The 22,175-nt window shown below is 49.9% G+C and carries 21 protein-coding genes; 13 read left to right on the top strand and 8 right to left on the bottom strand.

The features are described 5' to 3' along the window. The first annotated feature begins 19 nt into the window (after positions 1 to 19). From fdhD to OLM33_00505, 10 genes are all read left to right on the top strand, one after another. Positions 20 to 823, top strand: a complete 804-nt coding sequence (gene fdhD, locus OLM33_00550; protein MCW1712162.1) for a formate dehydrogenase accessory sulfurtransferase FdhD — start codon at positions 20 to 22, stop codon at positions 821 to 823. A gap of 6 nt (positions 824 to 829) precedes the next feature. After that, a complete protein-coding gene (locus OLM33_00545) occupies positions 830 to 1,411 on the top strand; it encodes an ATP-binding protein (protein MCW1712161.1) in 582 nt (193 codons plus the stop codon). A 197-nt stretch (positions 1,412 to 1,608) separates the two neighbouring features. Next, on the top strand, positions 1,609 to 1,974 hold the full coding sequence (locus OLM33_00540) for a transcriptional regulator (protein ID MCW1712160.1): 366 nt from the start codon (positions 1,609 to 1,611) through the stop codon (positions 1,972 to 1,974). Between the two features lie 4 nt (positions 1,975 to 1,978). Then, positions 1,979 to 2,407: an ATP-binding protein gene (locus OLM33_00535; protein ID MCW1712159.1), complete on the top strand. Its 429-nt coding sequence runs from the start codon at positions 1,979 to 1,981 to the stop codon at positions 2,405 to 2,407. 174 nt (positions 2,408 to 2,581) lie between these two features. Beyond that, positions 2,582 to 3,901 carry a Fe-S cluster protein gene (locus OLM33_00530; GenBank protein ID MCW1712158.1) on the top strand — a complete coding sequence of 440 codons (1,320 nt, stop codon included), beginning with the start codon at positions 2,582 to 2,584 and terminating at the stop codon, positions 3,899 to 3,901. Continuing rightward, positions 3,898 to 4,233, top strand: coding sequence for a serine kinase (locus OLM33_00525; protein ID MCW1712157.1), 336 nt, complete (start codon positions 3,898 to 3,900; stop codon positions 4,231 to 4,233). Before OLM33_00530 ends, OLM33_00525 begins: the two co-directional genes overlap by 4 nt. A gap of 6 nt (positions 4,234 to 4,239) precedes the next feature. Next, on the top strand, positions 4,240 to 4,989 hold the full coding sequence (locus tag OLM33_00520; GenBank protein ID MCW1712156.1) for a PHP domain-containing protein: 750 nt from the start codon (positions 4,240 to 4,242) through the stop codon (positions 4,987 to 4,989). Positions 4,990 to 5,244: 255 nt separating this feature from the next. Further along, the gene (locus tag OLM33_00515) at positions 5,245 to 5,493 is read left to right on the top strand and encodes a helix-turn-helix transcriptional regulator (protein MCW1712155.1); all 249 of its coding nucleotides are present in this window, start codon (positions 5,245 to 5,247) and stop codon (positions 5,491 to 5,493) included. Beyond that, on the top strand, positions 5,483 to 6,472 hold the full coding sequence (locus OLM33_00510) for a hypothetical protein (GenBank protein ID MCW1712154.1): 990 nt from the start codon (positions 5,483 to 5,485) through the stop codon (positions 6,470 to 6,472). The genes OLM33_00515 and OLM33_00510 overlap by 11 nt, the downstream gene beginning before the upstream one ends. Beyond that, positions 6,469 to 10,482 carry an Eco57I restriction-modification methylase domain-containing protein gene (locus OLM33_00505; GenBank protein MCW1712153.1) on the top strand — a complete coding sequence of 1,338 codons (4,014 nt, stop codon included), beginning with the start codon at positions 6,469 to 6,471 and terminating at the stop codon, positions 10,480 to 10,482. Before OLM33_00510 ends, OLM33_00505 begins: the two co-directional genes overlap by 4 nt. Positions 10,483 to 10,623: 141 nt before the next feature. Here the strand turns inward: OLM33_00505 and OLM33_00500 are convergent, their stop codons facing one another. The 8 genes from OLM33_00500 to nuoE (OLM33_00465) form a co-directional block, all read right to left on the bottom strand. Then, entirely contained in the window at positions 10,624 to 11,076 is a 453-nt protein-coding gene (locus tag OLM33_00500; protein MCW1712152.1) for a ferritin family protein, read from the bottom strand. A gap of 92 nt (positions 11,077 to 11,168) precedes the next feature. Continuing rightward, positions 11,169 to 11,714, bottom strand: a complete 546-nt coding sequence (locus OLM33_00495; GenBank protein MCW1712151.1) for a hypothetical protein — start codon at positions 11,712 to 11,714, stop codon at positions 11,169 to 11,171. Between the two features lie 2 nt (positions 11,715 to 11,716). Continuing rightward, positions 11,717 to 12,412, bottom strand: coding sequence for a molybdenum cofactor guanylyltransferase (locus OLM33_00490; GenBank protein MCW1712150.1), 696 nt, complete (start codon positions 12,410 to 12,412; stop codon positions 11,717 to 11,719). 11 nt (positions 12,413 to 12,423) lie between these two features. Next, the gene (locus tag OLM33_00485) at positions 12,424 to 13,257 is read right to left on the bottom strand and encodes a formate/nitrite transporter family protein (GenBank protein ID MCW1712149.1); all 834 of its coding nucleotides are present in this window, start codon (positions 13,255 to 13,257) and stop codon (positions 12,424 to 12,426) included. 76 nt (positions 13,258 to 13,333) lie between these two features. Continuing rightward, positions 13,334 to 16,027 (bottom strand): formate dehydrogenase subunit alpha, encoded by a 2,694-nt coding sequence (gene fdhF / locus OLM33_00480; protein MCW1712148.1) that lies wholly within the window; start codon positions 16,025 to 16,027, stop codon positions 13,334 to 13,336. A gap of 17 nt (positions 16,028 to 16,044) precedes the next feature. After that, complete coding sequence (gene nuoF / locus OLM33_00475; GenBank protein ID MCW1712147.1) at positions 16,045 to 17,838, bottom strand: NADH-quinone oxidoreductase subunit NuoF; 1,794 nt, start codon at positions 17,836 to 17,838, stop codon at positions 16,045 to 16,047. 13 nt (positions 17,839 to 17,851) lie between these two features. Further along, positions 17,852 to 18,223, bottom strand: coding sequence for a (2Fe-2S) ferredoxin domain-containing protein (locus OLM33_00470; protein ID MCW1712146.1), 372 nt, complete (start codon positions 18,221 to 18,223; stop codon positions 17,852 to 17,854). 18 nt (positions 18,224 to 18,241) lie between these two features. Continuing rightward, positions 18,242 to 18,715, bottom strand: a complete 474-nt coding sequence (gene nuoE, locus OLM33_00465) for an NADH-quinone oxidoreductase subunit NuoE (GenBank protein ID MCW1712145.1) — start codon at positions 18,713 to 18,715, stop codon at positions 18,242 to 18,244. 761 nt (positions 18,716 to 19,476) lie between these two features. On the opposite strand from nuoE (OLM33_00465), the gene nuoE (OLM33_00460) reads away from it, so the two are divergent. From nuoE (OLM33_00460) to nuoF (OLM33_00450), 3 genes are read left to right on the top strand one after another with little or no spacing between them, the layout of a single operon-like run. After that, positions 19,477 to 19,959, top strand: coding sequence for an NADH-quinone oxidoreductase subunit NuoE (nuoE, locus tag OLM33_00460; protein ID MCW1712144.1), 483 nt, complete (start codon positions 19,477 to 19,479; stop codon positions 19,957 to 19,959). A gap of 18 nt (positions 19,960 to 19,977) precedes the next feature. Next, complete coding sequence (locus tag OLM33_00455) at positions 19,978 to 20,355, top strand: (2Fe-2S) ferredoxin domain-containing protein (GenBank protein ID MCW1712143.1); 378 nt, start codon at positions 19,978 to 19,980, stop codon at positions 20,353 to 20,355. A 21-nt stretch (positions 20,356 to 20,376) separates the two neighbouring features. Next, positions 20,377 to 22,167, top strand: a complete 1,791-nt coding sequence (gene nuoF / locus OLM33_00450) for an NADH-quinone oxidoreductase subunit NuoF (GenBank protein ID MCW1712142.1) — start codon at positions 20,377 to 20,379, stop codon at positions 22,165 to 22,167. The last annotated feature ends 8 nt before the right edge of the window (positions 22,168 to 22,175 follow it).

Genomic DNA, 22,175 nt, shown 5'->3' with positions numbered 1-22,175 from the left:
TGAAAGAGGTGGGTCAGCGATGGACCATCGAACAGAGAAAAGAGAGATTCTAAGGATGTTCAGTGACGGGACCATAAAAGCGGTCAATGATGACATGATAGTCGAAAAACGGATGATCCTGGAGGTAGATGGTTCACGTGAAGCAGTGGTGATCTTCACGCCTGGCGAGGAAGAGCTTTGGGCGCTTGGCAACCTTTACTGCCGACGTATGATAGAAAGCATGGAGGATATCGCATCTGTCAGAACAGAGAACGGCAGAATAGTTGTTGAAAGAGCAAGGAGGCGTGAAGGCTGGAAACTTGAAGCAAGATTTCTCCATACAGCTTCCGGAGCCTTTCTCGAAGAAAAAAGGGACGCCGGCATTCAGCCTGATCCACTTCCCGTAGAATGGCAGATATCCTTCGAAACGATCATGTCGGGGATAGACTGGATAGGAGAAGCCCCGCTCTTCAAAACAGCGGGAAGTGTGCACGTCGCTGCTCTTGTATCACCCGACGAGAAACTGCTTTTCAGAACGGAGGACGTTGGCAGGCATAACGCGGTGGACAAGGCCGTAGGATGGATCCTGAAAAAAAATATGAAAACAAGCGAGGTCGGACTCATCACATCAGGCCGCCTTCCGGAAGACATGGTCCTCAAGGGAGCGGGGGCCAAAATTCCCCTGATGGCAAGTATTTCAGCTGCGACAGCAGACGGTGCGGATGCTGCGAGGCGCTGCAACATGACGCTTATAGGCTTTGCAAGGAACGGAAGGTTCAACGTATACAGTGCTCCGGAACGGATAAAATTCAACGGTCGGGAAAGAACAGATATCGGAGGTTGAGTAGATTTGCTTGAAGATCTTTCGGCACATGTGCTTGATATAGCAGAAAACAGCGTAATGGCAGAGGGCACGGAAGTCAGGGTCGAGGTCCTTGAGGAGAAGGCGGCAGACAGGCTGTCTTTTTCGGTAGAAGATAACGGAAGGGGCATGAGCAAAGAATTTATATCAAAAGTGACCGATCCCTTCACAACAACGAGGACTACAAGAAGGGTGGGCATGGGACTGCCCTTTCTCAAACAATCCGCTGAACTGTGCGGAGGAAGACTTGATATCGTTTCGGAACCCGGGAAGGGAACAAAAACTACCGCTTCCTTCATGATGAGCAGTATAGACAGGCCCCCTCTCGGAGACATCCCCGCCACGCTGATGGCCCTTATAATGGGTTCTCCCGAGATCCACTGGGTATACCGCCACAAAACTGACCATGGGGAATTCCTTCTGGACACTGATGAGATAATCGAAGCCCTGGACGGTGACAGGGAGATGCTCCGTTCCCCTGAGGTGGGACTCTGGCTGAGAAAACATATCAAAGAAAACCTTGATGAGATAAAATGGGAAGGAGCCCCCGGAATCTCGTCTGATAAGTAGATAAATACCAATAAAAATATATTCTTAGATAAGAATAGGCCATCATACTTAAAATTCATAGTAAAAAAACATCACAAAAGAGGCTAAACAGTCTTATTTTGTAAAGCTTGTTATTTTTTGCGCAAAACTGTAAAATTAATATGGTCATATCAAAACAAAAAATACAAAGAGAGTATCTATAGGAGGATGTCAAAAAAATGAATTTAAAAGAATTGGCTGGGATCATCAACGCGGAGGTAATTTCTGACGTAGACCTGGGCGAGATAAACGTACCCTATGCATATGCCTGTGACCTCATGAGCGATGTGCTCGCCTTCTGCTCGCCAGGATCGCTCCTTCTAACGGGACTCACAAACATTCAGATAGTAAGGACAGCGCAGATGCTTGACCTGCCTGCGGTAGTCTTCGTAAGGGGCAAGATACCCCTTGAAGAGACCGTGAGCCTTGCCAGGGAGAGCGGCATACCTGTGCTTTTGACCAAATACAGCCTTTATGAGGTCTGCGGAAGACTTTACGCAGCAGGTGTAAAACCCAGTTACGTGCCACAGCCGCGGGAGGCATAGCAATATGGCTGCTCCTGTATGTATGGAATACAGGATCGAGGGTAACAATTTTATGACGGCGGGAACTGCCTCAAACAATATAAAAAATACCCTCAAGATGCTCGGCATACAGTCCGATGTATGCCGAAGAGCTGCTGTGATCGCATACGAAGCAGAGATAAACTTGGTCATCCACGCAGATGGCGGTACACTTAAAGCCGTAATTTCAGAGGACAGGCTCGAAATAACAGCCAAGGACGAGGGGCCCGGCATCCCCGACATAGAACAGGCCATGACAGAGGGATATACGACTGCCTCCAACCAGGCTCGGGAGATGGGTTTCGGTGCAGGCATGGGCCTTCCGAACATTAAGCGGAACTCCGATCTGTTTGAGATAGAGTCGGTCCCCGGAGCAGGGACCGTACTCAGATCAACGGTATTTTTCAACAAATAGAAAATTTAAGGGTCCCCTGCCCAAAGACCTGGCCTGACGCATACAAGATGCCCATCGCATCAGATCCGCGAAATGGCCATCGGCCGGACCCGGGGATCTGTGAAATGCAGCTATTGAATCCAGCCGTTACCAGATATCCAGCTAAACGCCGGCTGTTACGGAGGAGCGAACCGCATGGAACATAGTATAAAAGTATCAAAAGACGCATGTCAGGGATGCGTAAACTGCATAAGAGTCTGTCCTACGGAAGCGATACGTGTCGTAGACGGAGAGATAGACATTATCGAGGAGCTCTGCATCGACTGCGGAGAATGTCTGCGCTCATGCTGCCGTTCGGCTTTGGGCATTTACGAAGACGACTGGAACAGGATCAAGGAATCGTCAAGAGCAATGATAGTCCCTGACCCGGTCTTCTTTTCACAGTTCAGCCATTACGGAAAACCGGACGACCTTGAAGAAGTTCTTATTTCACTTGATTTTAAAACCCTGATAGATGAGGCTGAGGATGCTTTTGACCTCTCAGCCTATGCCGTCGCCCAGCTTATAAACAGATCATCAAAGACGGCACTGCCGATAATATCGGTCTACTGCCCGTCGGTCCTCAGGCTTATCCAGACAAAATTTCCGGAGCTGCTTTCAAGGGTCGTTCCCGTACTCTCTCCGCTTGAGATCGCTGCAACACTGTGGAGAATGAGGACGAACAGCGATGCGCCCCTTACTCTTCTTGCACCCTGCCCTGCCAAGATAACGATGGTAAGGGAGCCGTTCGGCAAGGGGGCTTCCCCTCTTACCAGCGCAGTAACTGTCAGGAAAGTGGCAAGAAGCATAATGGCAGAGGGAGACATAAACGTCGAGAAGGGATCTGCGCCCAGAAAAAGGAACAACAGGTGGATACAGTGGGCAAGGCGGGGAGGAGAGTCAAGGCATGTCCAGGCATTCTCTGACAGGAAACTTACGATCCTTGCGGTCTCGGGGATGAGGAACACCCTTGACACCCTTCAGGAACTTGAGCTTGGAAGACTGCGGGGTGTTGACTTTATCGAGTGCCGTGTTTGTGATACGGGATGTGTCGGGGGCGTAGGCACTGCCGATTCCCGTTTTCTGGCAAATCTTCGCATGGGAAGCATTGAGACGGACTGGAACATTTCGCCCAGGGAACTATCAAGGGCCGAGGAACTTTTCACTATGGGAATCTGGCCTGTCAAGAATGAATATCAGCCGCGTCCGAGGCTGCCGCTCTCAGACAACCTTGCAGATGCGATGGTCAAGCTTCAGCAGATGAAGGAGATCTACAACGGACTTCCCCATATCGACTGCGGTTCATGTGGAAGACCCTCATGCCAGGCCATGGCGGAAGAGATCGTAAGAGGACACGGATCCGTAACGGACTGCATATTTAAACTCAGAGAGGGTATCTCCGCACTTGCAAATCAGATAGTAAAGCTCTCGGAATCTCAGCCGCACACGCTGAAAAGAAAGGGAGGAAAGTGTTGAAGATAAAGGAAATTTGTGAAAAGCTCAATGCTGAAGTACAGGTGACGGGCGACCCGGAAAGAGAAGTAACTCAGGCTGCCGCAGGGGACCTGCTCAGTTTCATAATGGGGACCACCGCAGAGGGATCTGCCTGGGTAACGATACAGGCGCATCTCAACGTTGCCGCTGTGGCCGTACTGAAGGAAATACCGCTGATCATTCTTGCCTCGGGCAGAAAAGCGCCCCGGGACCTTGAAGAAAGGTGTGCCGCGGAAAATATCTGCGTAGCCTGCGTTGCCGAGTCGATCTTCGGGACCTGCAGGAGACTCTCTGAGCTGGGTATAGAGGGTTAACATAAAATGCTTAAGCCTTTCTGGGTCGATCTCCATATACATACGGCCCTCTCTCCATGCGGAAGCCTGGAAATGGGCGCCCCTGAGATAGTCTCGGCCGCCAGGAAGGCCGGAATTGATGTGATCGGCATTGCCGACCACAACACCTGCGACAATTGCCAGGCAGTCTATGAAGCCGCGGAGGGAGATCCTGTCGTCCTTCCCTGCATCGAGACCCAAAGCGCGGAGGATATCCACATACTCTCTGTTTTTCCGGACCTCAAAACAGCAATGGATTACAAGGAATGGCTGTGGCAGAAAATCATGCCGATAAAAAACGACGTTGATTATTTTGGTTATCAGGTGGTACTGGACCATTGCAACAACATCCTGAGAGAGGAAGAGACCCTTCTGATTCAGGGTTCGGGGTATGAAGTCGACCAGATAGTATCCAAAGTTCAGGAACTAGGCGGAATCGCAATACTTGCCCACGTCGACAGGCCCTCTTTTTCCTATCCTGTCGCCCTTGGTCCCATGCCGCAGGACTACCCTGCCGACGCCTTTGAGCTCTCGCGGAGGACAGATTCGGAACAGGCAGCAAAGTGGAGGGAAGATTACCCCGGAAGGATCTTCATAAGGTCTTCCGATTCCCACACACTTGATACCCTCTCACGGGCTAACTGCACAAAGATGATGCTTGAAACTCCGACCTTCGATGAGATCAAAAAGGCCATTAAAGGAGAAGACGGGAGAAGGATCTCCTGGCCCTGGGGCTGATGATTGTAAAAGGAAGTACTATGTATATTGAGAAAAGGGTTACACGACCTCGCCATTTGGCTAATACGCCATCATTGATCACTGCCCACACTAAGCAAAACCTATCTTAAAATCTTCTATCCACCCGCTGCAACATATCTTGTGTGCAAAGAGGGTGTTTATCATAATTGACTTGTAATCGACAGTAAAATTTTATCCCTGATTAGTGATATAATAACTCTAATATGTGATTAAAATCACCCAGGAGGACAAGTTATGGCTGTACAATACAATCGGCTTTGGAAATTACTGATTGACATGAAAATGAAAAAGACCGCATTGAAAAGTGCAGCGGGTGTAAGTGCCAATGTCATGGCTCGCCTTGGCAAGGATGAGTACATATCGCTTGAGAGCATTGAAAAAATATGCGTAGCTTTGAATTGTAGCGTCGACGATATTTTAGAGTTCATCTCTGATGACAATAAGAAAAATGCCTTAGCTGAAAAGTTCGTTCATGGGAGGTGAAAAATTGCAGCCCATCAACGATATTGATGTTCTAGAGCAGGATATTGCTAACTACAGCTATCCAATTCTGAAGATCCTCTTGCTCGACAGAACGGCCGGAAGAAATATTATCTGGGCATCCGATGACTACTCTCATTTGGGAGAATTGTATCAAGCTCGAAAACAGATAATGCCTGACTTGATAATAGGCAACAATACGCGGTTGATTCAGCCGCGCACGGCAAAGACACAGACCAGTCAAATAAACAGGACGCGGGATAAAGCAGAAGTGTTCACTCCGTCCTGGGTCTGCAATGCACAGAACAACTTAATAGACGAAGCCTGGTTTGGCAGAAAGAACGTGTTCAATGTTCCGGATGGAGTTGTATGGAGAACGACCGCCGATCCAATAGTGTTCCCGGATCAAAAGGACCGGACTTGGCAGAAATATATCGACTCTAACCGTATGGAAATATCTTGTGGTGAAGCTCCGTACTTGGTGAGCCGCTATGATGCCGCCACCGGGAGTTTGATCCCTCTGCAAGACAGAATTGGTCTGTTAGACCGCAAGCTGCGTATTGTCAATGAAAATGCTGTTGATGAAACTGAATGGTTTAAATGGACAAAGAGAGCCTTTCAAAGCATATATGCCTACGAGTTCCAAGGGGACAATCTTTTGTTGGCGCGTGAAAACATGCTTTATGCATTTATTGACAACATTAGTTTTAAGCTGCAAAGGGAGCCGACCTTGCATGAATTAAAAACAATTGCTACGATCATTTCGTGGAATCTGTGGCAAATGGACGGGATGACCTATACGATCCCCTATGGTAAAGCAAGAGAAAAGTCAAATCAGGCTAGCCTATTTGATGGCATTGATGATTTTGATGATCGACCCGAATCACAGGACAAAGCGTTTTCAAAGCTATGCCGTATAAAGGACTGGCGCTCTAAAGTGATCCTGGAATACAAATCTTTGGTTAGGGAGGCAAAGCGATGAAGGGAAAATTTGGCGCGTCTTTCTGTTATAAAGTGATCTATGTTTTTGAAATCAACGCAGAAACGCACAAAGGGCTTTTAAAAGTGGGTGATGCCTCACTCTACACTGAGAGTCCCATCGACAGCCTTCCCCCTAACAGTAAAGAGTTAAATCAGGCGGCCATGCAAAGAATCAAGCAATATACAAATACGGTTGGCCTGACTCCGAAGTTACTGCACACTGAACTTGCCGTTCGCACCATGAAGGATCCCGACAATTTATTTGAAGTTAAGCCGTTCCGCGATCATGATGTTCACCGAGTGCTTGTAAATTCAGGTGTACCAAAGAAACAGATGAAAAACTCAACCGGCAAAGAGTGGTTTGACGTTGATTTGGATACCGTAAAGAAAGCTATAGAAGCTGTGAAAAAGGGACAACATAATTTCATAAACGCGACAGGTGAGCGATTTGTCCCTATAGTATTCAGACCCGAACAGGAAGACGCGATCGCCAAAACGCTCAAACAGTTCAAGACCGGTGACCGTATGCTTTGGAACGCAAAAATGCGTTTTGGAAAAACATTGTCGGCCTTGCAGGTAGTCAAAGAGGCCGGATATTCGAAGACTGTCATCATCACGCATCGCCCTGTTGTTGACAAGGGTTGGTATGAAGATTTCGGGAAAATTTTTTATGAGAGCAACGAATATATTTTTGGTTCCAAAAGCACCGGTACAGACATCGGCTATCTGATTTCCAGCGGCAAGAAATTTGTCTATTTCGCATCCATACAGGACTTGCGAGGCTCTGCAACTATAGGGGGCAAATTTGAAAAGAACGATGCCGTGTTCTCGCTGGATTGGGATCTGGTGATCGTGGATGAGGCTCACGAGGGTACGACCACAGTATTGGGCGACGATGTCATTAAGACGATCGTAAAGGGCGGAAGCAAACGCGATGCGAGGTTACTCGCCCTGTCCGGCACACCGTTCAATATTCTCAAGGACTATGAGGACAATGTTTACACCTGGGATTACGTAATGGAACAGCGCAGCAAGCGCAATTGGGACGCTGAACATTTCGGTGATTCAAACCCTTATGACGAGCTGCCGGAACTTAGAATTTATACTTATGACTTAGGAAAGATCATCTCCGAACCCGGCTATGTAGAGCTTGAGGACAAAGCCTTCAACTTCCGCGAGTTTTTCCGCACATGGACCGGCAGCCTGCACGTTGACCGGGCTGGAATTCCCGAAGGACAGTGCGTTGGTGACTTTTATCATGAAGCAGATGTATGGAGCTTCCTGAATCTAATTACCAAAGACGATGACAACAGCAGTTACCCATATTCCAACGACGCTTACCGCAGCTTGTTTCGTCATTCTCTCTGGATGGTCCCCGGCGTCCGTGAAGCGCTGGCGCTAAGCAAACTCTTGAAAAGGCATCCTGTTTTCGGCAGCGGGGCTTTTAAAATTGTCAATGTTGCCGGAGACGGCGATGAGGAAGAAAAATCTGAAGACGCATTGAAAAAGGTTAAGGACTCCATCGCAGCCGCCGGTGATGACGGGTATACAATAACTCTCTCCTGCGGCAAACTGACAACAGGCGTGACTGTGCCGGAATGGACTGCTGTCTTTATGCTGTCCGGCTCCTTCTCGACCTCTGCTTCAAGTTATCTGCAAACGATCTTCCGTGTCCAGTCTCCATGCAAAAAGAACGGGCAGGTAAAGCAAAGCTGTTTTGTGTTCGATTTTGCGCCCGACCGCACACTCAAAATGATTGCGGAGGCAGCTGCACTTTCCACAAAAGCCGGAAAAGCTACGGAATCCGACAAGGTGATCATGGGCGAGTTCCTCAATTATTGCCCTGTTATTTCTGTCAGCGGTACTGAGATGAAGCAGTACGACACCAACAACCTTTTACAGCAGCTTAAACGTGCTTATGCCGAAAGAGTTGTCCAAAACGGTTTTGATGATGTCAACCTTTACAATGATGAACTTCTCAAACTTAACGAACTCGACCTTGAGAAATTCAAGAAACTGAAAGCTATAGTTGGATCTTCTAAGGCTGCTCCAAAAACCAACGAGATCGATATCAACCGTCAGGGCTTTACAGATGAGGAATATGAAGAAATAGAGCGCATCGAAAAGAAGAAAAAAAAGGAACGTTCCCCAGAGGAGGAGGCCCGGCTGGAGGAGCTGAAAAAAAGGAACAAGCTGAAAAACGATGCGATCTCCATTCTGCGGGCTATCTCCATACGTATGCCTCTGCTCATATACGGTGCAGATGTAAACATCACGGAGGACATTACAATTGATCAGTTGCCGTCACTTGTTGATGATAAATCATGGGTCGAGTTCATGCCCAAAGACGTGACAAAGGCTCTTTTCGAAGAATTTATCAAGTTTTATGATCCAGAGGTTTTCATCGCCGCCGGGCGAAAAATTCGAGCTGAAGCGTTTAATGCCGACTCGCTTCCCCCGCTTGAGCGGGTGAGGAAAATCACGGCATTGTTCTCCTGCTTTAAAAATCCGGATAAGGAAACCGTCCTTACACCTTGGCGTGTCGTTAATATGCACATGAGCGACTGTCTGGGCGGTTATGATTTCTTTAACGAAGCCCACAGCGAGCTTGTTGAAGCGCCACGGTTCGTTGACCGGGGAGATGTCACAGCGGAGACCTTTGGAAATCCGAATGCCGTGGTATTAGAGATAAATTCAAAGACAGGATTGTATCCCCTGTATGTGACCTACAGCATTTTCCGCGCCAAGTGCGCAGCATACTCAGAGAAAGAGCTTGACGCAGAGCTTCAAGAAAAGCTGTGGGATGATACTGTGAATAATAATGTTTTTGTCATCTGCAAAACGCCCATGGCTAAGTCAATAACGAAACGGACCTTGGTTGGCTACAGAGATGCAGCGGTCAAAGCCCATTACTTTGACGACCTGATCAATATGCTTAAAAACAAACCGGAGAACTTTAAAAAGAGTGTTCTAAAAGGCTCATACTGGAATAAGAACGGTGGTGGAAAGATGAAGTTTGACGCAGTAGTGGGAAACCCTCCCTATCAATTGACAGATGGTTCCGGCGGAACAAATGACGCGCCGATATATCAGCATTTTGTAGAATCCTCACAAAAGGTAACGTCAAAATATGTCTCTCTCATAATTCCATCCCGCTGGTTTACGACAGGACGCGAGAATCTGCTCGGCGATTTCAGAACAAAAATGTTGAACAATCCCGGAATAAGGATGCTGTTTACTTTTACAAACTCCAGGGATGTATTCCCATCAGTCGAGATCAAGGGTGGGCTTTGTTACTATCTCTATGACACAACTTACTCAGGCGATTGTCTCTACACACTTGTTCAGGATGGGCAGAGAAATGCATTAAAGAGGCGTTTGGGCGATTTCGATATTTTGATAAGAGAGCCAAAACTTGCTGCAATCGTCAAAAAGATCTCAGAACAAATCGGACCGAATGAAGAAACCGTCTCATCCCTTATTTCGACCGATACGCCATTTGGTATTCCCACAAACCCTCAATCAAGTAAAAAGAACCCTACGAAGGTGTTTCCATCGGAAGGAAAGGGTCACGACACAAAACTGCTCTACCTTGAAAAAATGGAACGAAAAATCGCTTATATTGACGGAAGCAGGATTACGAAAAATTCAGCCGATATTTATAAAGACAAAGTGTTCGTGCCAAAAGCTGGCGGCTCCGGAACTGACCCGTATGTGATCGGCAAGCCGGAGTACAGCTCCCCAAAATCAGTCTGTTCGCAGACATTCCTTTATGCCGCCTTTGACAGCCAAAGCGAGGCAAAAAACTTTATCACCTACATGAAGACGAAGTTTTTCCGTGCCCTTGTCTCCGCTTGCAAAATATCACAGGACGCGCCAAGCAAAGCCTATCGTTTTGTTCCAAAGCAGGATTTCTCAAAGCCGTGGACAGACATGGAGCTATATGCCAAGTATGATTTGACCGATGATGAGATCAGCTTTATCGAGTCGATGATAAAGCCGATGGAATAATCAAGAAATAAATCTTGAACATCGTAATCATAGCGGCGATCCGTATCATATCAAAGTTCAAAGTCAAACAAAAGCACTCTGCCCGGATATCAGGCAGAGCGCTTTTCTTCTATATAAATGCTTTTTGCGGAGAGGGGTATCTTACCAGACTTCGGTAAACGCTATGTCGGTGTAGATACCTTCGAGGCGTACCTTGTGTCCCTTTTCCATCTTCGCGAGTTCAAGGAAGGTCTCCTTCTGTTTGGCTCCTTCGCTGGCATCTGCGAATTGCTGGTACATCTCCATAGCTTCCTGTTCCTTTTTCATTGCAAGGGCGATAGCATCCTTAAATGCCATATCGGTGGAAAGTGCCTGGGGGGCTTCGACAGTCTCAGCGACTTTGTAATCCTTCTCTTCGCTGAACTTCATATCTTTCATTTCATTGCTGAGGTAACCCTCAAGAAGGACCTTGTGGCCGGATTCCTCGTCCGCAAGCTCCTGAAAGGTTTTTTTCATTGCGGGATCTTTCATTTTTGCCGCGGCATCCCGGTAGAACTCGTATGCCTCGACTTCGTTTCCAACTGCCATTTTCAATATTTCTTTGTAATTTTTCATTTTTGCTCTCCTCTCTTTTTACCCTGTCGGTACAGGGAGGACAGGGATAGTCAATACATATTAAAATTGCAGAAGGGGCAGGGATTTTCAGATCAGATGAGATGCCATTCTCCGTCCCGGTATGTTTCCATCGAGATAGGTTCGAGATGGAAGTAGAATGCGCAAAGTTCAAGCCTGCCTGCCTCCGTCGCTTCCCTGACGGTCGGGTACTCTCTTAACTTTGCAAGCTGACGAACTGCCTGTGCCTTCTCGGCTTCCTCAAGGTCAGATCCGGTATATTCTTCCTGTTCAAGCCATTTTCTCAGTCCCTCTGTGTCCAGATGTTCTTTGTCTTCCGTCGCCTTTACTGCTCCGCACTGGTTGTGGGCAAGAACGGCGATCCTTTCTACCTTGAGGTGTTTTACAGCGTAATCAATGCATGCCCGTACGGAAGATTCCTCTGTTCTGGCAAGGTTTCCGACGTTCCTGAGGACGAAGATCTCACCTGGTTTTGCATCGAATATATGTTCCGGAATTATCCTGCTGTCGCTGCAGGAGATCATCATGGTATGCGGATGCTGTCCTGCAATGAGGCTGCTGTAAAATTTTGAGTCTGCTTTTGCCGCGAAACGCCTGAAACCGTCTGCAAGTTCTTTCATTGTTATCTCACTTCCTGGCTGAGTATCATTTTTTCCACATCGTGCGGTGTGTTGAGGTTGAAAAATGAGCTTCCGTCATCTCCAAACTCTTTCAGTTTATTTTCGTTTATCACGGTAAGCCTTATGTCTCTGTAAAAGTGCTTGATCTTTCTGTCTCCTCGGCTTATTGCATCAGAGACCGGTCCGATACAGCTTTTGCGGTAGAATGCGTGCAGGGGCTCCAGGAATCCAAGCCTCTCTGCAACGACAGCGTCATTGTTTATGCTGCAGAAGCAGCTCATTCCAATTATTACCTCCGGATCCGGGGTGGGCATATCACATCCCAGAAGGAACCCCCACTCCTCTTTCATCCCTGAAAGGCCGTTATAAAGGCCTTCCAGCGGCCCCCTTGAGGGTACCCTGTCCTCAACTACGGAAATTTCCCATCTTTTGATAAGGGGTGAAAGTGCCTCGTTTACCACCGATGATTCTCCCGGAGCAACTAGCATGATGACCTCTCTGAAGAGGGGTGCAACTATCTCGAGGGTTCCCTCTATAAGGAGGGAACCCTCGAGCTCAAGGTAAAGCTTATTTCTGCCACCCATTCTTGAGCCCCGTCCGCCGGCCAGCAGAAGCAGCGAAGCGTGGAGGCGCTCCTTGTGTGCTGTGCTGCCGGCCGGGGTAAATTCCGGGGTCTTGTTATGAAGGAGTGGTTTCATGATCAGCTGCTCTATGCTTTGGGTTCGTCAAGAGCTCCTGAGAACACCATGTAGTAAAGAACTGCCACAAACAGGATGCCGCCGACCATATTTCCTATGGTCACAGGGATGATGTTCCCCCAGTAGCCGCCCATTGTGAGGGCCGCAAGCTTGTCCGGCGCGACCGCTGCAAGTTCGACTGTTGCGGCATCCCCGCCCTTTATGAACATGCCAAGTGCTATGAAGTACATGTTTGCAACGCTGTGTTCAAATCCCATCGTAACGAATCCTGAGATCGGGATGAGGCAGCAGATGTATTTGCTTATTACATCCATTGCTGAGAAGGACATCCAGACAGCCATGACGACCAGCCAGTTGCAGAGGACTCCCCTGAACAACATCTGGCTCATTGGAAGATTTACCTTCGCAACAGCGATCTTGAGAGCGTTGGCACCCGTTGCTCCTGTGGCAAGTCCTGTGTTGTAGATCATCCACGCAAGGAAGATAGATCCGAGGAGGTTTGCGATGTAGACTACGGTCCAGTTTTTAAGCACACCCTGGAAAGATGCGCATCCGTTCAGCATACCAAGCGGCATAAGACAGTTTCCCGTAAAGAGTTCTGCTCCGCCAACGATGACGAGCATAAGTCCAAGGGCAAACACCATCCCACCCAGCATCTTTGAGATCCCTACGCCGGCATACTGGGCTACGTCCTGAGTAACAGTCGTCATCAAAAAGCCGCCGAAAGCTATATAAGCTCCGGCAAGGAAGCCCATTACCAGCATCGCTTTTACTGACATGCTTGTCTTAGCTTTAGCTACTGTACAGGCAGTCTTTGCTATTTCTACAGGTGGTTTGAAATTCATTTCTTAAAACGCCTCCGTTATTATTGTTATGGGGCGGAATATATTACCCGCCCCTATGTTTTATTGCTAAGGCTTTTTATGCCTTTGATACTTTTACTGCACTGACCTTAAATGCGGGGGTCTCAGAAGTGGGATCCCATACCGATGCTGTCAGCAGGTTGGCTGAAGCTTCTCCGAAGTGGAAGGGAAGGAATACCATCTTCTCCGGTACTCTGTCGGTTATTTTCGCTGCTCCTGTTACTTCACCGCGGCGCGATGCCACTGTCACTTTTTCACCCTCGCTTACACCCATTGCAGCCGCATCAACTGGATTGACCTCGATGTAGAGTTCTTTGACATATTTGCCCGATGCCCCTCTGCGGCTCATTGAGCCTGAATGGTAGTGGAAGAGGTTGCGCCCCGTTGTTGCGATGAAGGGATATTCCTCATCCGGCCATTCGTGCGGTGCCGCCCACTCGCAGGGAGAGAATGTCGCCATTCCGTTGGGTCTTGCGAATTTAGCCGTGTGAAGGTTGGGCGTTCCGGGATGCTCCGGTGTCGGGCAGGGCCACTGCAGATATCCCTTGTCAAGACGCTCGTGGCTCATGCCTGCGTAAGCCGGGTTGAACTTCGCAATGTCGTCAAAGACGTCAGATGCTGTTTCGAAGCCCCATTCGTGTCCGAAGCGCTTTGCAAGTTCCACGAATACAGTCCAGTCTTCCCTTGCCTCGCCCGGTGCTTCCACCGCTTTGCGGAGAAGCTGTACCGCGCGGGTCGTATTGGTGCATGTGCCGGGTTTTTCGGGCCAGCAGGCTGCAGGGAGAACTACATCCGCCTTCTGAGCGGTCTCCGTAAGGAATATATCCTGTACTACGAGGAAATCCAGCTTGTCAAGGGCGTGAGAGACGTGGTTCGTGTCCGCGTCAGTTACCATTGGGTTTTCACCCATGATGTATAGTGCCTTAAGTTCGCCCTTCGATGCAGCTTCCATCATTGTTGCGACAGAGAGTCCGACTTTTCCCTCTTCAGGTATCTTGCATCCCCAGAGAGCTTCGATCTTTTCCGCAGCGGCGGGCAGACCCACCTTCAGGTAGCCCGGGAGCGTCGCGGGGAGGCATCCCATGTCGCATGCGCCCTGGACGTTGTTCTGTCCGCGGAGCGGGTTCACTCCTGTCCCGGGACGGCCCAGCATTCCGCAGAGAAGCGCCAGGTTACAGCAGCTGCGGACGTTGTTGGTGCCGGTCGTATGCTGTGTGATGCCCATAGTGTAGTAAAGCGCTGAGTTTGGTCCCGAAGCATAGAGGCGGGCGGCTTCACGGATCGTCCCTGCAGGGACGCCTGTAATGCCCTCTACATACTCAGGTGTATACTTCTGGACCATGGCCTTAAGTTCCTCAAATTTCTCCACTCTCTCTTCGATAAACTTGGGGTCGTGGAGGTTTTCGGCAAGGATGACGTTCATCATGCCGTTGAGGAGCGCTACGTCAGATCCGCTTCTCTGCTGGATCTTGACTGCAGCGAGATCGTGAAGTTCGATCCTGCGCGGGTCACAGACGATGAGCTTTGCGCCCTTTCGGACCTGCTCTTTTAGCATCATGCCAACGACAGGGTGCGCTTCAGTCGTGTTGGAACCGATCACCATTATGGTATCGGCATGTTTGATGGATTCAAAATCGTTTGTCATTGCTCCGCTTCCGAAGGTCTCACCGAGACCTGCAACTGTTGCGGAGTGTCAGAGATGGGCACAGTGGTCTACGTTATTGGTGCCCATCACCTCCCTTGCGAATCTCTGCATGAGATAGTTGTCTTCATTGGTGCAGCGGGCTGAGGAGAAGAATCCGGTCTTGCCCATGTTTGCCTTGAGACCTTCGGCTATCTTGTCGAGAGCCTCATCCCAGGTTGCCTTGCGGAACTCTCCGTTTTCTTTGATGAGAGGTGTTGTAAGCCTGTCAGGATGGTTAACGAACTCCCACGAGAAGCGGCCCTTTACACAGGTACGGCCCTTGTTGAGGGAATCCATATCGGTATGGTCTGACGTAACGTTAGCGATCTTGCCTGTCCTTTCGTTTACCTGGACGAGAAGCTCACATCCGACGCCGCAGTATGTGCAGATCGTCTTGGTGGTCTTGAGCTCCCAGGGGCGTCCCTTGCCGACGGCAGGTTTTTCATAAAGGGCTCCGACCGGGCAAACGGCGACGCACTGGCCGCAGAAGGTGCAGTCGGATTCTTCCAGACCCCTGCCGACAGGCGGCTGAACAGCAGTCTTGATACCGCGGTTCTGGAAGTCTATCGCATGATACTGGGAGTGCTTGTCACAGACCCTGATGCAGCGTCCGCAAAGGATGCACTTGTTAAGGTCCCGGATGTAGAAGGGATTGCTGTCGTCGAGCTTATGGTCCTTGCAGGTGTCGCCCTCATCCCAGAAGGGTGATCTCTCTATTCCGAGATCATATGCTATCGCCTGGAGCTCACACTTTCCGTTGCTGCTGCAGCTGAAGCAGTCCAGGGGGTGACGGATGAGCAGAAGCTCAATTACTGCCTTGCGGGCGGCACGGACTTTTTCGGTATTGGAATCTATAACCATTCCGTCCATTATTGGAGTCGAGCATGCCGTCTGAAGCTTCGGGTTGTTTTCGACCTCCACCAGACAGACTCTGCATGCACCCGCTATTTCAAGAGCGGGATGCTCGCAGAGGACCGGAATGTAAATATTCGCCGCCCTGGCAGCCTGAAGGATGGTCATGCCGGGCTGGAACTCTACTTTTTTCCCATTTATTATTGCGTTGGCCATATTATCTCACCTCATTCCTATTTCTTGTCTATAGCCTTGAAGGGGCAGACTTCGACGCATGCTCCGCACTTGATGCACTTGTCCTGGTCGATGACATGCGGCTGCTTCACGGTCCCTGCTATCGCGTTTACCGGGCAGGCCTTTGTGCACTTTGTGCAGCCGACGCACTTGGCAGGATCGATCTTAATGGTAATAAGCGCCTTGCATGCTCCTGCAGGGCATCTCTTCTCCCTTATGTGCGCCTCATATTCGTGCCTGAAGTAGCGCAGGGTCGTAAGCACCGGGTTGGGAGCTGTCTGGCCAAGGCCGCAGAGGGAAGCAGTCTTGATCTGCGTCCCAAGGTAAATGAGGTTTTCGATGTCTTCTTCGCGTCCCTTGCCTTCGGTGATTCGGATGAGGATGTCGAGCATCTTTTTGGTGCCTTCGCGGCAGGGGATGCATTTTCCGCAGGATTCGCGCTGTGTGAATTCAAGGAAGAACCTGGCCATGTCGACCATGCATGTATCTTCGTCGACAACGACCAGTCCGCCCGAACCCATGATCGCTCCCGCAGCTGTAAGTGATTCATAGCTGATCGGGAGGTCGAGGTGCTGTTCTGTGAGGCATCCGCCGGAAGGTCCGCCAATCTGTACCGCCTTAAACTTCTTGCCTCCGATTATGCCGCCGCCTATGTCGAAGACGACTTCACGGATCGTGGTTCCCATAGGGACTTCCACAAGTCCGGTGTTGTTGACCTTGCCTGTAAGGGCGAAGACCTTTGTGCCGCGGGATTTATCGTAACCGTAGTTTGCGTACCATTCCGGGCCGTGGAACATTATCTGTGCCACGTTTGCCCAGGTTTCAACGTTATTTATATTGGAGGGCTTTTCCCAGAGACCCTTTATTGCCGGGAATGGGGGGCGTGGACGCGGCATGCCGCGTTTGCCTTCGATGGAGTTCATCAGAGCGGTTTCTTCTCCGCATACGAATGCTCCCGCGCCTTCCTTTACGTGGAGGGTGAAGTTGAAGCCTGTGCCGAGGATGTTTTCACCAAGGAGTCCGGCCTCTTCGGCATCGGTTATCGACTTTAGGAGCCTCTTTATCGCGAGCGGGTACTCGGCGCGGCAGTAAATGTAGCCTTCGTCAGCGCCCATTGCGTAAGCTCCGATCGCCATACCCTCAAGGATCGCGTGGGGGTCGCCCTCAAGGAGGGAACGGTCCATGAATGCACCGGGGTCGCCTTCGTCGGCGTTGCATATTACATATTTTTTGGGTCCGGGTGATTTGGCGCAGAACATCCACTTCATCCCTGTGGAAAATCCGCCGCCGCCGCGCCCGCGAAGGCCGGAAGCCTTCATGTCTTCGACTACCTGTTCAGGCGTTTTTTCGGTAAGCACCTTCGCAAGGGCCTGGTATCCGTCGCGTGCCACATATTCTTCAAGTGAATCGGGATCGATGTATCCGCAGTTGCGCAGCGTCAGCCTTACCTGCTTGCTGTAGAACGGGAGTTCTTTGTAATGGGGGACTGCCTCTGAGTGCATAGCTTCCTTATAGAGCAGGCGTTCAACGACCCTTCCCTTGAGGAGGTGTTCAGCTACAATCTCTTTCGCATCCTGTGGCTTTATGTGGGTGTAGAAAGTTCCTTCCGGGTATACGATCACGATGGGGCCGGCCTCGCACATCCCATGACAGCCCGTCTGTACGACAGTGATCTCCTTGTCGAGTCCGTTGGCCTTGATCCCTTCGCGAAGGGTCTCAAGGACCTTGTCGGATCCTCCTGAGGTGCATCCTGTTCCTCCGCAGACGAGCACGTGGCTTCTGAAAGTTGCCATATCCTTACGCCTCCTATTCAGGTCTTCCGATGACTTTTTCCTCGACTACGTTTCCGTTTACGAGGTGGTCAGCGATTATGCGGGGAACATCTTCGGGTTTCAGGTTGCCGTACGTGACTCTCGGTTCGCCCGGACGGACTATATCCATAAGCGGCTCATTCTGGCACATGCCGATGCAGCCGGTCGTTTCAACAGAAACATCTTTGAGGCCGCGCTTTGCGATCTCTTCCATGGCGGCTTCCATTATCTTTCTTCCGCCTGCGGCGATCCCGCACGTCCCAAGCCCTATTATCACCCTGAATCTGCCTTCCTTTCGGGCGGCAGTTTCAGCGATAGATTTATCTCTAAGTTTTTTTAGTTCTTCCAGATTGCTGATCTTAGGCATATTCTGTCACCTCCCGCCCTATTCGTATTTTGAAAGCATGTCGGGTACCTTGTCCTTGGTAAGACGGCCGTGAGTTTCATCGTCCACCATTACGCAAGGCGCAAGTCCGCATGCTCCTATGCATGCAACAGGCTCTATCGTGAACCTGAGGTCGGGAGTCGTTACCTCGCCTTCGTGGAGCTTCAGCTCGGAAATTACCCTTTCGAGGATCCCGAGGCTTCCTCTTACATGGCATGCCGTTCCGCGGCAGACCCTGATGATGTGCCGTCCGCGCGGTTTAAGGTGGAACTGCGCGTAAAACGTTGCTACTCCGTACAGCTCTGCAAGAGCGACTTTGGTTTCCTCGGAAATGGTAACCATTGCTTCATCAGGCAGGTAGCCGAATTCATGCTGCACCTTCTGAAGGATAGGAATGATCCCGCCCCTCTTACCCTTCCATGGAGCGACGATATCTTTCGTCACCTGTGCAACATCTTTTGTTGCTGTGGACATCTCGTTTCCCCCTTTAAACGTATACTGTAAGCGCATAGATCATAAAAGTCTTTCCTGAAAGATAAGATACGATCCTATGCGCGCACAAACATCCCTGCGGACAAATCCACAGGGAGAAAAACCAGAAAATGAATTTAAGTTCCGGAATCAGCGAGCCTGCCCATGTTCCCCAAAAACAATTATCGGACAAGTTTGCGAAATGAAACACAATCTATGCGGAGAAGTTTATCAGTAATTAATGCAAATTACAAGCCGAACAGAAGAGCTATAAGATACGGAAAACCGGGAAACAGCCAAGAAAAGAGACTTGCTCTTAACAAACTAAAGCTTTCAAAAAAAATAATGATTAGAAATAGGCAAAAATGAGCATTTATACGTAAAATCAAGGATTTGTAAAGTGAACTATAATCAAGGATAAATATTAGAAAATATTTTCAGGAAGTTTATCGGATGGATATTGTTCGGTTTAGTTTTGTTTAGGCTGTGATTTAATGCAAGTAAAATTACTTAAATTAAACCAAAATATACTTTGCGTATCGATAGAACTTGCCATATTTTCCCGGCGGAGTATATAATTATTATGCTTTGTGTTTTTTTTCTCAAAGTGTTTCTCACAAGATATCCAAATGACAAAGCAGTTACAACGCTGCTGTGTGATTTGTCTTGCGCTCAGATCCCCGAAAGGTTTCGGGGGTAAATATAAAGGAGAAACAGACTTCCTGGGCTGGAGGGCCCAGAAAGATCATAAGGAGGGTGCGTTTATGGTAGAGAAAACGTCAGAGAAGTCCTGGGAGCAGCTGGACCAGCTTCTGAACAGGTACCGGGGCACTAAGGGCAGCGTTATACCAGTGCTGCAGCAGGCTCAGGAGATTTTCGGGTACCTCCCGAAAGATGTCCTGATCAAGATCAGCAAGGAGATCAACGTTCCCATCAGCCAGATATTTGGCGTAGTGACATTCTACGCCCAGTTCCACCTGGAGCCCCGAGGAAAGAACATAATCAGGTCCTGTCAGGGAACGGCATGCCACGTCCGAGGAGCAAAGGCAGTCCTCAATGCGATCAGGGAAAAGCTCGGCCTTAATGACGGCCAGGTAACTACCCCCGACCTTGAATTCACGCTTGAGACTGTCGCATGCATCGGGGCATGCGGGCTTGCGCCGTGCCTCATGATCAATGACGACACGCACGGACGGCTGACCGCCGAAGCGGTAGGGCCGATGATCGATAAGTACCACAATAAGTAAGGAAGGCAGGGAATATCGATGTCAATAAAAAGCCTTGAAGATCTCAGGAAAATAAAAGCGGAATCACAGCTTCAGACAAAAGCCCGCAAAAGCAACGACACCCAGGTCATCATAGGGATGGGGACCTGCGGCATTGCCGCGGGCGCGCGCGAAGTTATGACCGCGGTCCTTGAAGAACTTGCGAAGCGCAATCTTAACAATGTCTCTGTCCTTCAGACCGGATGCATCGGGATGTGCCAGAAGGAACCCCTGATGGATATAGTCCGGCCCGGTGAAGACAGAGTCACATACGGGCCCGTATATCCTACAGACGTTCCCCGCATCATCGCTGAGCACCTTGTAAACGGAAATATCGTTGAGGATCTTGTCGTGGCTAAGATCCCTAATAAAGAATAGGATCTGGGGGAGGAGTTTACGATGGCTCTTGTCAGAGCTCATATATTGATCTGTACCGGTACAGGCTGCACCGCATCCGGAGCTAAGGATGTGCTTGCCAAATTTGATGAAGAACTTAAGGCAAAAAAACTGCGCGAAGAAGTAAGTCTCGTTGAAACAGGGTGTCACGGATTCTGTGAGGGCGGTCCCCTTGTGATCATTTATCCGGAAGGCACCTTCTATACAAGAGTAAAGCCCGAAGATGTTGCCGAGATAGTTGAAGAACACATTCTCAAGGGAAGGATCGTCTCGCGTCTCCTCTTCAAGGAACCGCTCACGGCTGAGAAGGTCCCGAGCTACGACGAAATCGCATTCTACAAAAAACAGCACCGTCTCGTCCTCAGAAACTGCGGACACATCAACCCCGATTCGATCGAAGAATACATCGGAGCCGACGGATATGAAGGCCTTGCAAAAGCGATCCTCACCATGACACCGGAACAGGTCGTCGAAGAGATGAAAAAGACCGGCCTTCGCGGACGCGGCGGCGGCGGATTCCCCACAGGAATGAAGTGGATGTTCTGCTCAAAGTCTCCGGGTCCCAAAAAGTATGTCATATGCAACGCCGACGAAGGCGACCCCGGCGCATTCATGGACCGTTCCCTTCTGGAGGGCGACCCCCACGCGATCCTTGAGGGTATGGCGATCTGCGCCTATGCGATAGGGGCTGACGAGGGCTACATCTATTGCCGCGCGGAGTACCCGCTTGCGATCAAACGCCTGAAGAAGGCCATCGCACAGGCTGAAGAGGCGGGACTCCTCGGCGAAAAGATACTCGGCACCGATTTCAGCTTCACGCTGCATATCAAGGAAGGAGCAGGAGCATTTGTCTGCGGTGAAGAGACAGCTCTCATGGCTTCGATCGAGGGCAGACGCGGAATGCCGCGCCCCCGTCCTCCCTTCCCTGCTGTAAAGGGACTCTGGGAGAAGCCTTCAAACATCAACAACGTAGAGACATTTGCAAATGTTCCCTACATCTTCAGGGTCGGAGCCGAGGAGTACGCGAAGCTTGGGACCGAGAAATCAAAGGGAACGAAGGTATTCGCCCTTACAGGAAAGATCAACAACACAGGACTTGCCGAAGTGCCGATGGGTATCACGATGCGCGAGATCATCTTTGAAATCGGCGGCGGCATCATGGGCGGCAAGAAATTCAAGGCCGTACAGATAGGCGGCCCCTCCGGCGGATGCATACCGGAGAAACTGCTTGACACGCCGATCGACTATGACTCACTGATCGCTGCAGGAGCGATGATGGGCTCCGGCGGACTCGTCGTTATGGACGAGGACACCTGCATGGTGGACGTCGCCAAGTTCTTCCTCAACTTCACACAGTCCGAATCCTGCGGCAAATGCACCCCCTGCCGCGAAGGCACCAAACGCATGCTCGAAATGCTTACCGCCATTACAGAAGGTAAGGGAAAAGACGGCGACATAGAGAAGCTGGAGAGACTTGCCAAATCTATCAAGGCAGGAGCCCTCTGCGCCCTCGGACAGACCGCGCCGAACCCGATCCTTTCGACGCTGCGCTACTTCAGGGACGAGTACGAGGCCCACATTTACGATAAGAAATGTCCGGCGGGAGTCTGCACAGCCCTTATCGGATACAAGATCACCGATAAGTGTGTCGGCTGCGGCCTTTGCAAAAAGGTATGCCCCGTAGACGCGATATCCGGAGAACCCAAAGGCAAGCACACGATCGATCCTGATAAGTGCATCAAGTGCGGAGCCTGTATGGAAAAATGCCCGTTCAAGGCGATCATCCGCGGTTGATTCTGGTT

The organism is Synergistaceae bacterium DZ-S4 (genome assembly GCA_025943965.1).
Lineage (GTDB): Bacteria > Synergistota > Synergistia > Synergistales > Synergistaceae > Caenicola > Caenicola nitritireducens.
Note: the sequence above shows the minus strand (reverse complement) of the source record. Positions and strands in the feature narration are given on the sequence as shown.

Coding starts and splice junctions, on each gene's coding strand:
- fdhD (MCW1712162.1), top strand. CDS start 20: ATGGACCATCGAACAGAGAAAAGAGAGATTCTAAGGATGTTCAGTGAC.
- OLM33_00540 (MCW1712160.1), top strand. CDS start 1,609: ATGAATTTAAAAGAATTGGCTGGGATCATCAACGCGGAGGTAATTTCT.
- OLM33_00535 (MCW1712159.1), top strand. CDS start 1,979: ATGGCTGCTCCTGTATGTATGGAATACAGGATCGAGGGTAACAATTTT.
- OLM33_00530 (MCW1712158.1), top strand. CDS start 2,582: ATGGAACATAGTATAAAAGTATCAAAAGACGCATGTCAGGGATGCGTA.
- OLM33_00520 (MCW1712156.1), top strand. CDS start 4,240: ATGCTTAAGCCTTTCTGGGTCGATCTCCATATACATACGGCCCTCTCT.
- OLM33_00515 (MCW1712155.1), top strand. CDS start 5,245: ATGGCTGTACAATACAATCGGCTTTGGAAATTACTGATTGACATGAAA.
- OLM33_00510 (MCW1712154.1), top strand. CDS start 5,483: ATGGGAGGTGAAAAATTGCAGCCCATCAACGATATTGATGTTCTAGAG.
- OLM33_00505 (MCW1712153.1), top strand. CDS start 6,469: ATGAAGGGAAAATTTGGCGCGTCTTTCTGTTATAAAGTGATCTATGTT.
- OLM33_00500 (MCW1712152.1), bottom strand. CDS start 11,076: ATGAAAAATTACAAAGAAATATTGAAAATGGCAGTTGGAAACGAAGTC.
- OLM33_00495 (MCW1712151.1), bottom strand. CDS start 11,714: ATGAAAGAACTTGCAGACGGTTTCAGGCGTTTCGCGGCAAAAGCAGAC.
- OLM33_00490 (MCW1712150.1), bottom strand. CDS start 12,412: ATGAAACCACTCCTTCATAACAAGACCCCGGAATTTACCCCGGCCGGC.
- OLM33_00485 (MCW1712149.1), bottom strand. CDS start 13,257: ATGAATTTCAAACCACCTGTAGAAATAGCAAAGACTGCCTGTACAGTA.
- nuoF (MCW1712147.1), bottom strand. CDS start 17,838: ATGGCAACTTTCAGAAGCCACGTGCTCGTCTGCGGAGGAACAGGATGC.
- OLM33_00470 (MCW1712146.1), bottom strand. CDS start 18,223: ATGCCTAAGATCAGCAATCTGGAAGAACTAAAAAAACTTAGAGATAAA.
- nuoE (MCW1712145.1), bottom strand. CDS start 18,715: ATGTCCACAGCAACAAAAGATGTTGCACAGGTGACGAAAGATATCGTC.
- nuoE (MCW1712144.1), top strand. CDS start 19,477: ATGGTAGAGAAAACGTCAGAGAAGTCCTGGGAGCAGCTGGACCAGCTT.
- OLM33_00455 (MCW1712143.1), top strand. CDS start 19,978: ATGTCAATAAAAAGCCTTGAAGATCTCAGGAAAATAAAAGCGGAATCA.
- nuoF (MCW1712142.1), top strand. CDS start 20,377: ATGGCTCTTGTCAGAGCTCATATATTGATCTGTACCGGTACAGGCTGC.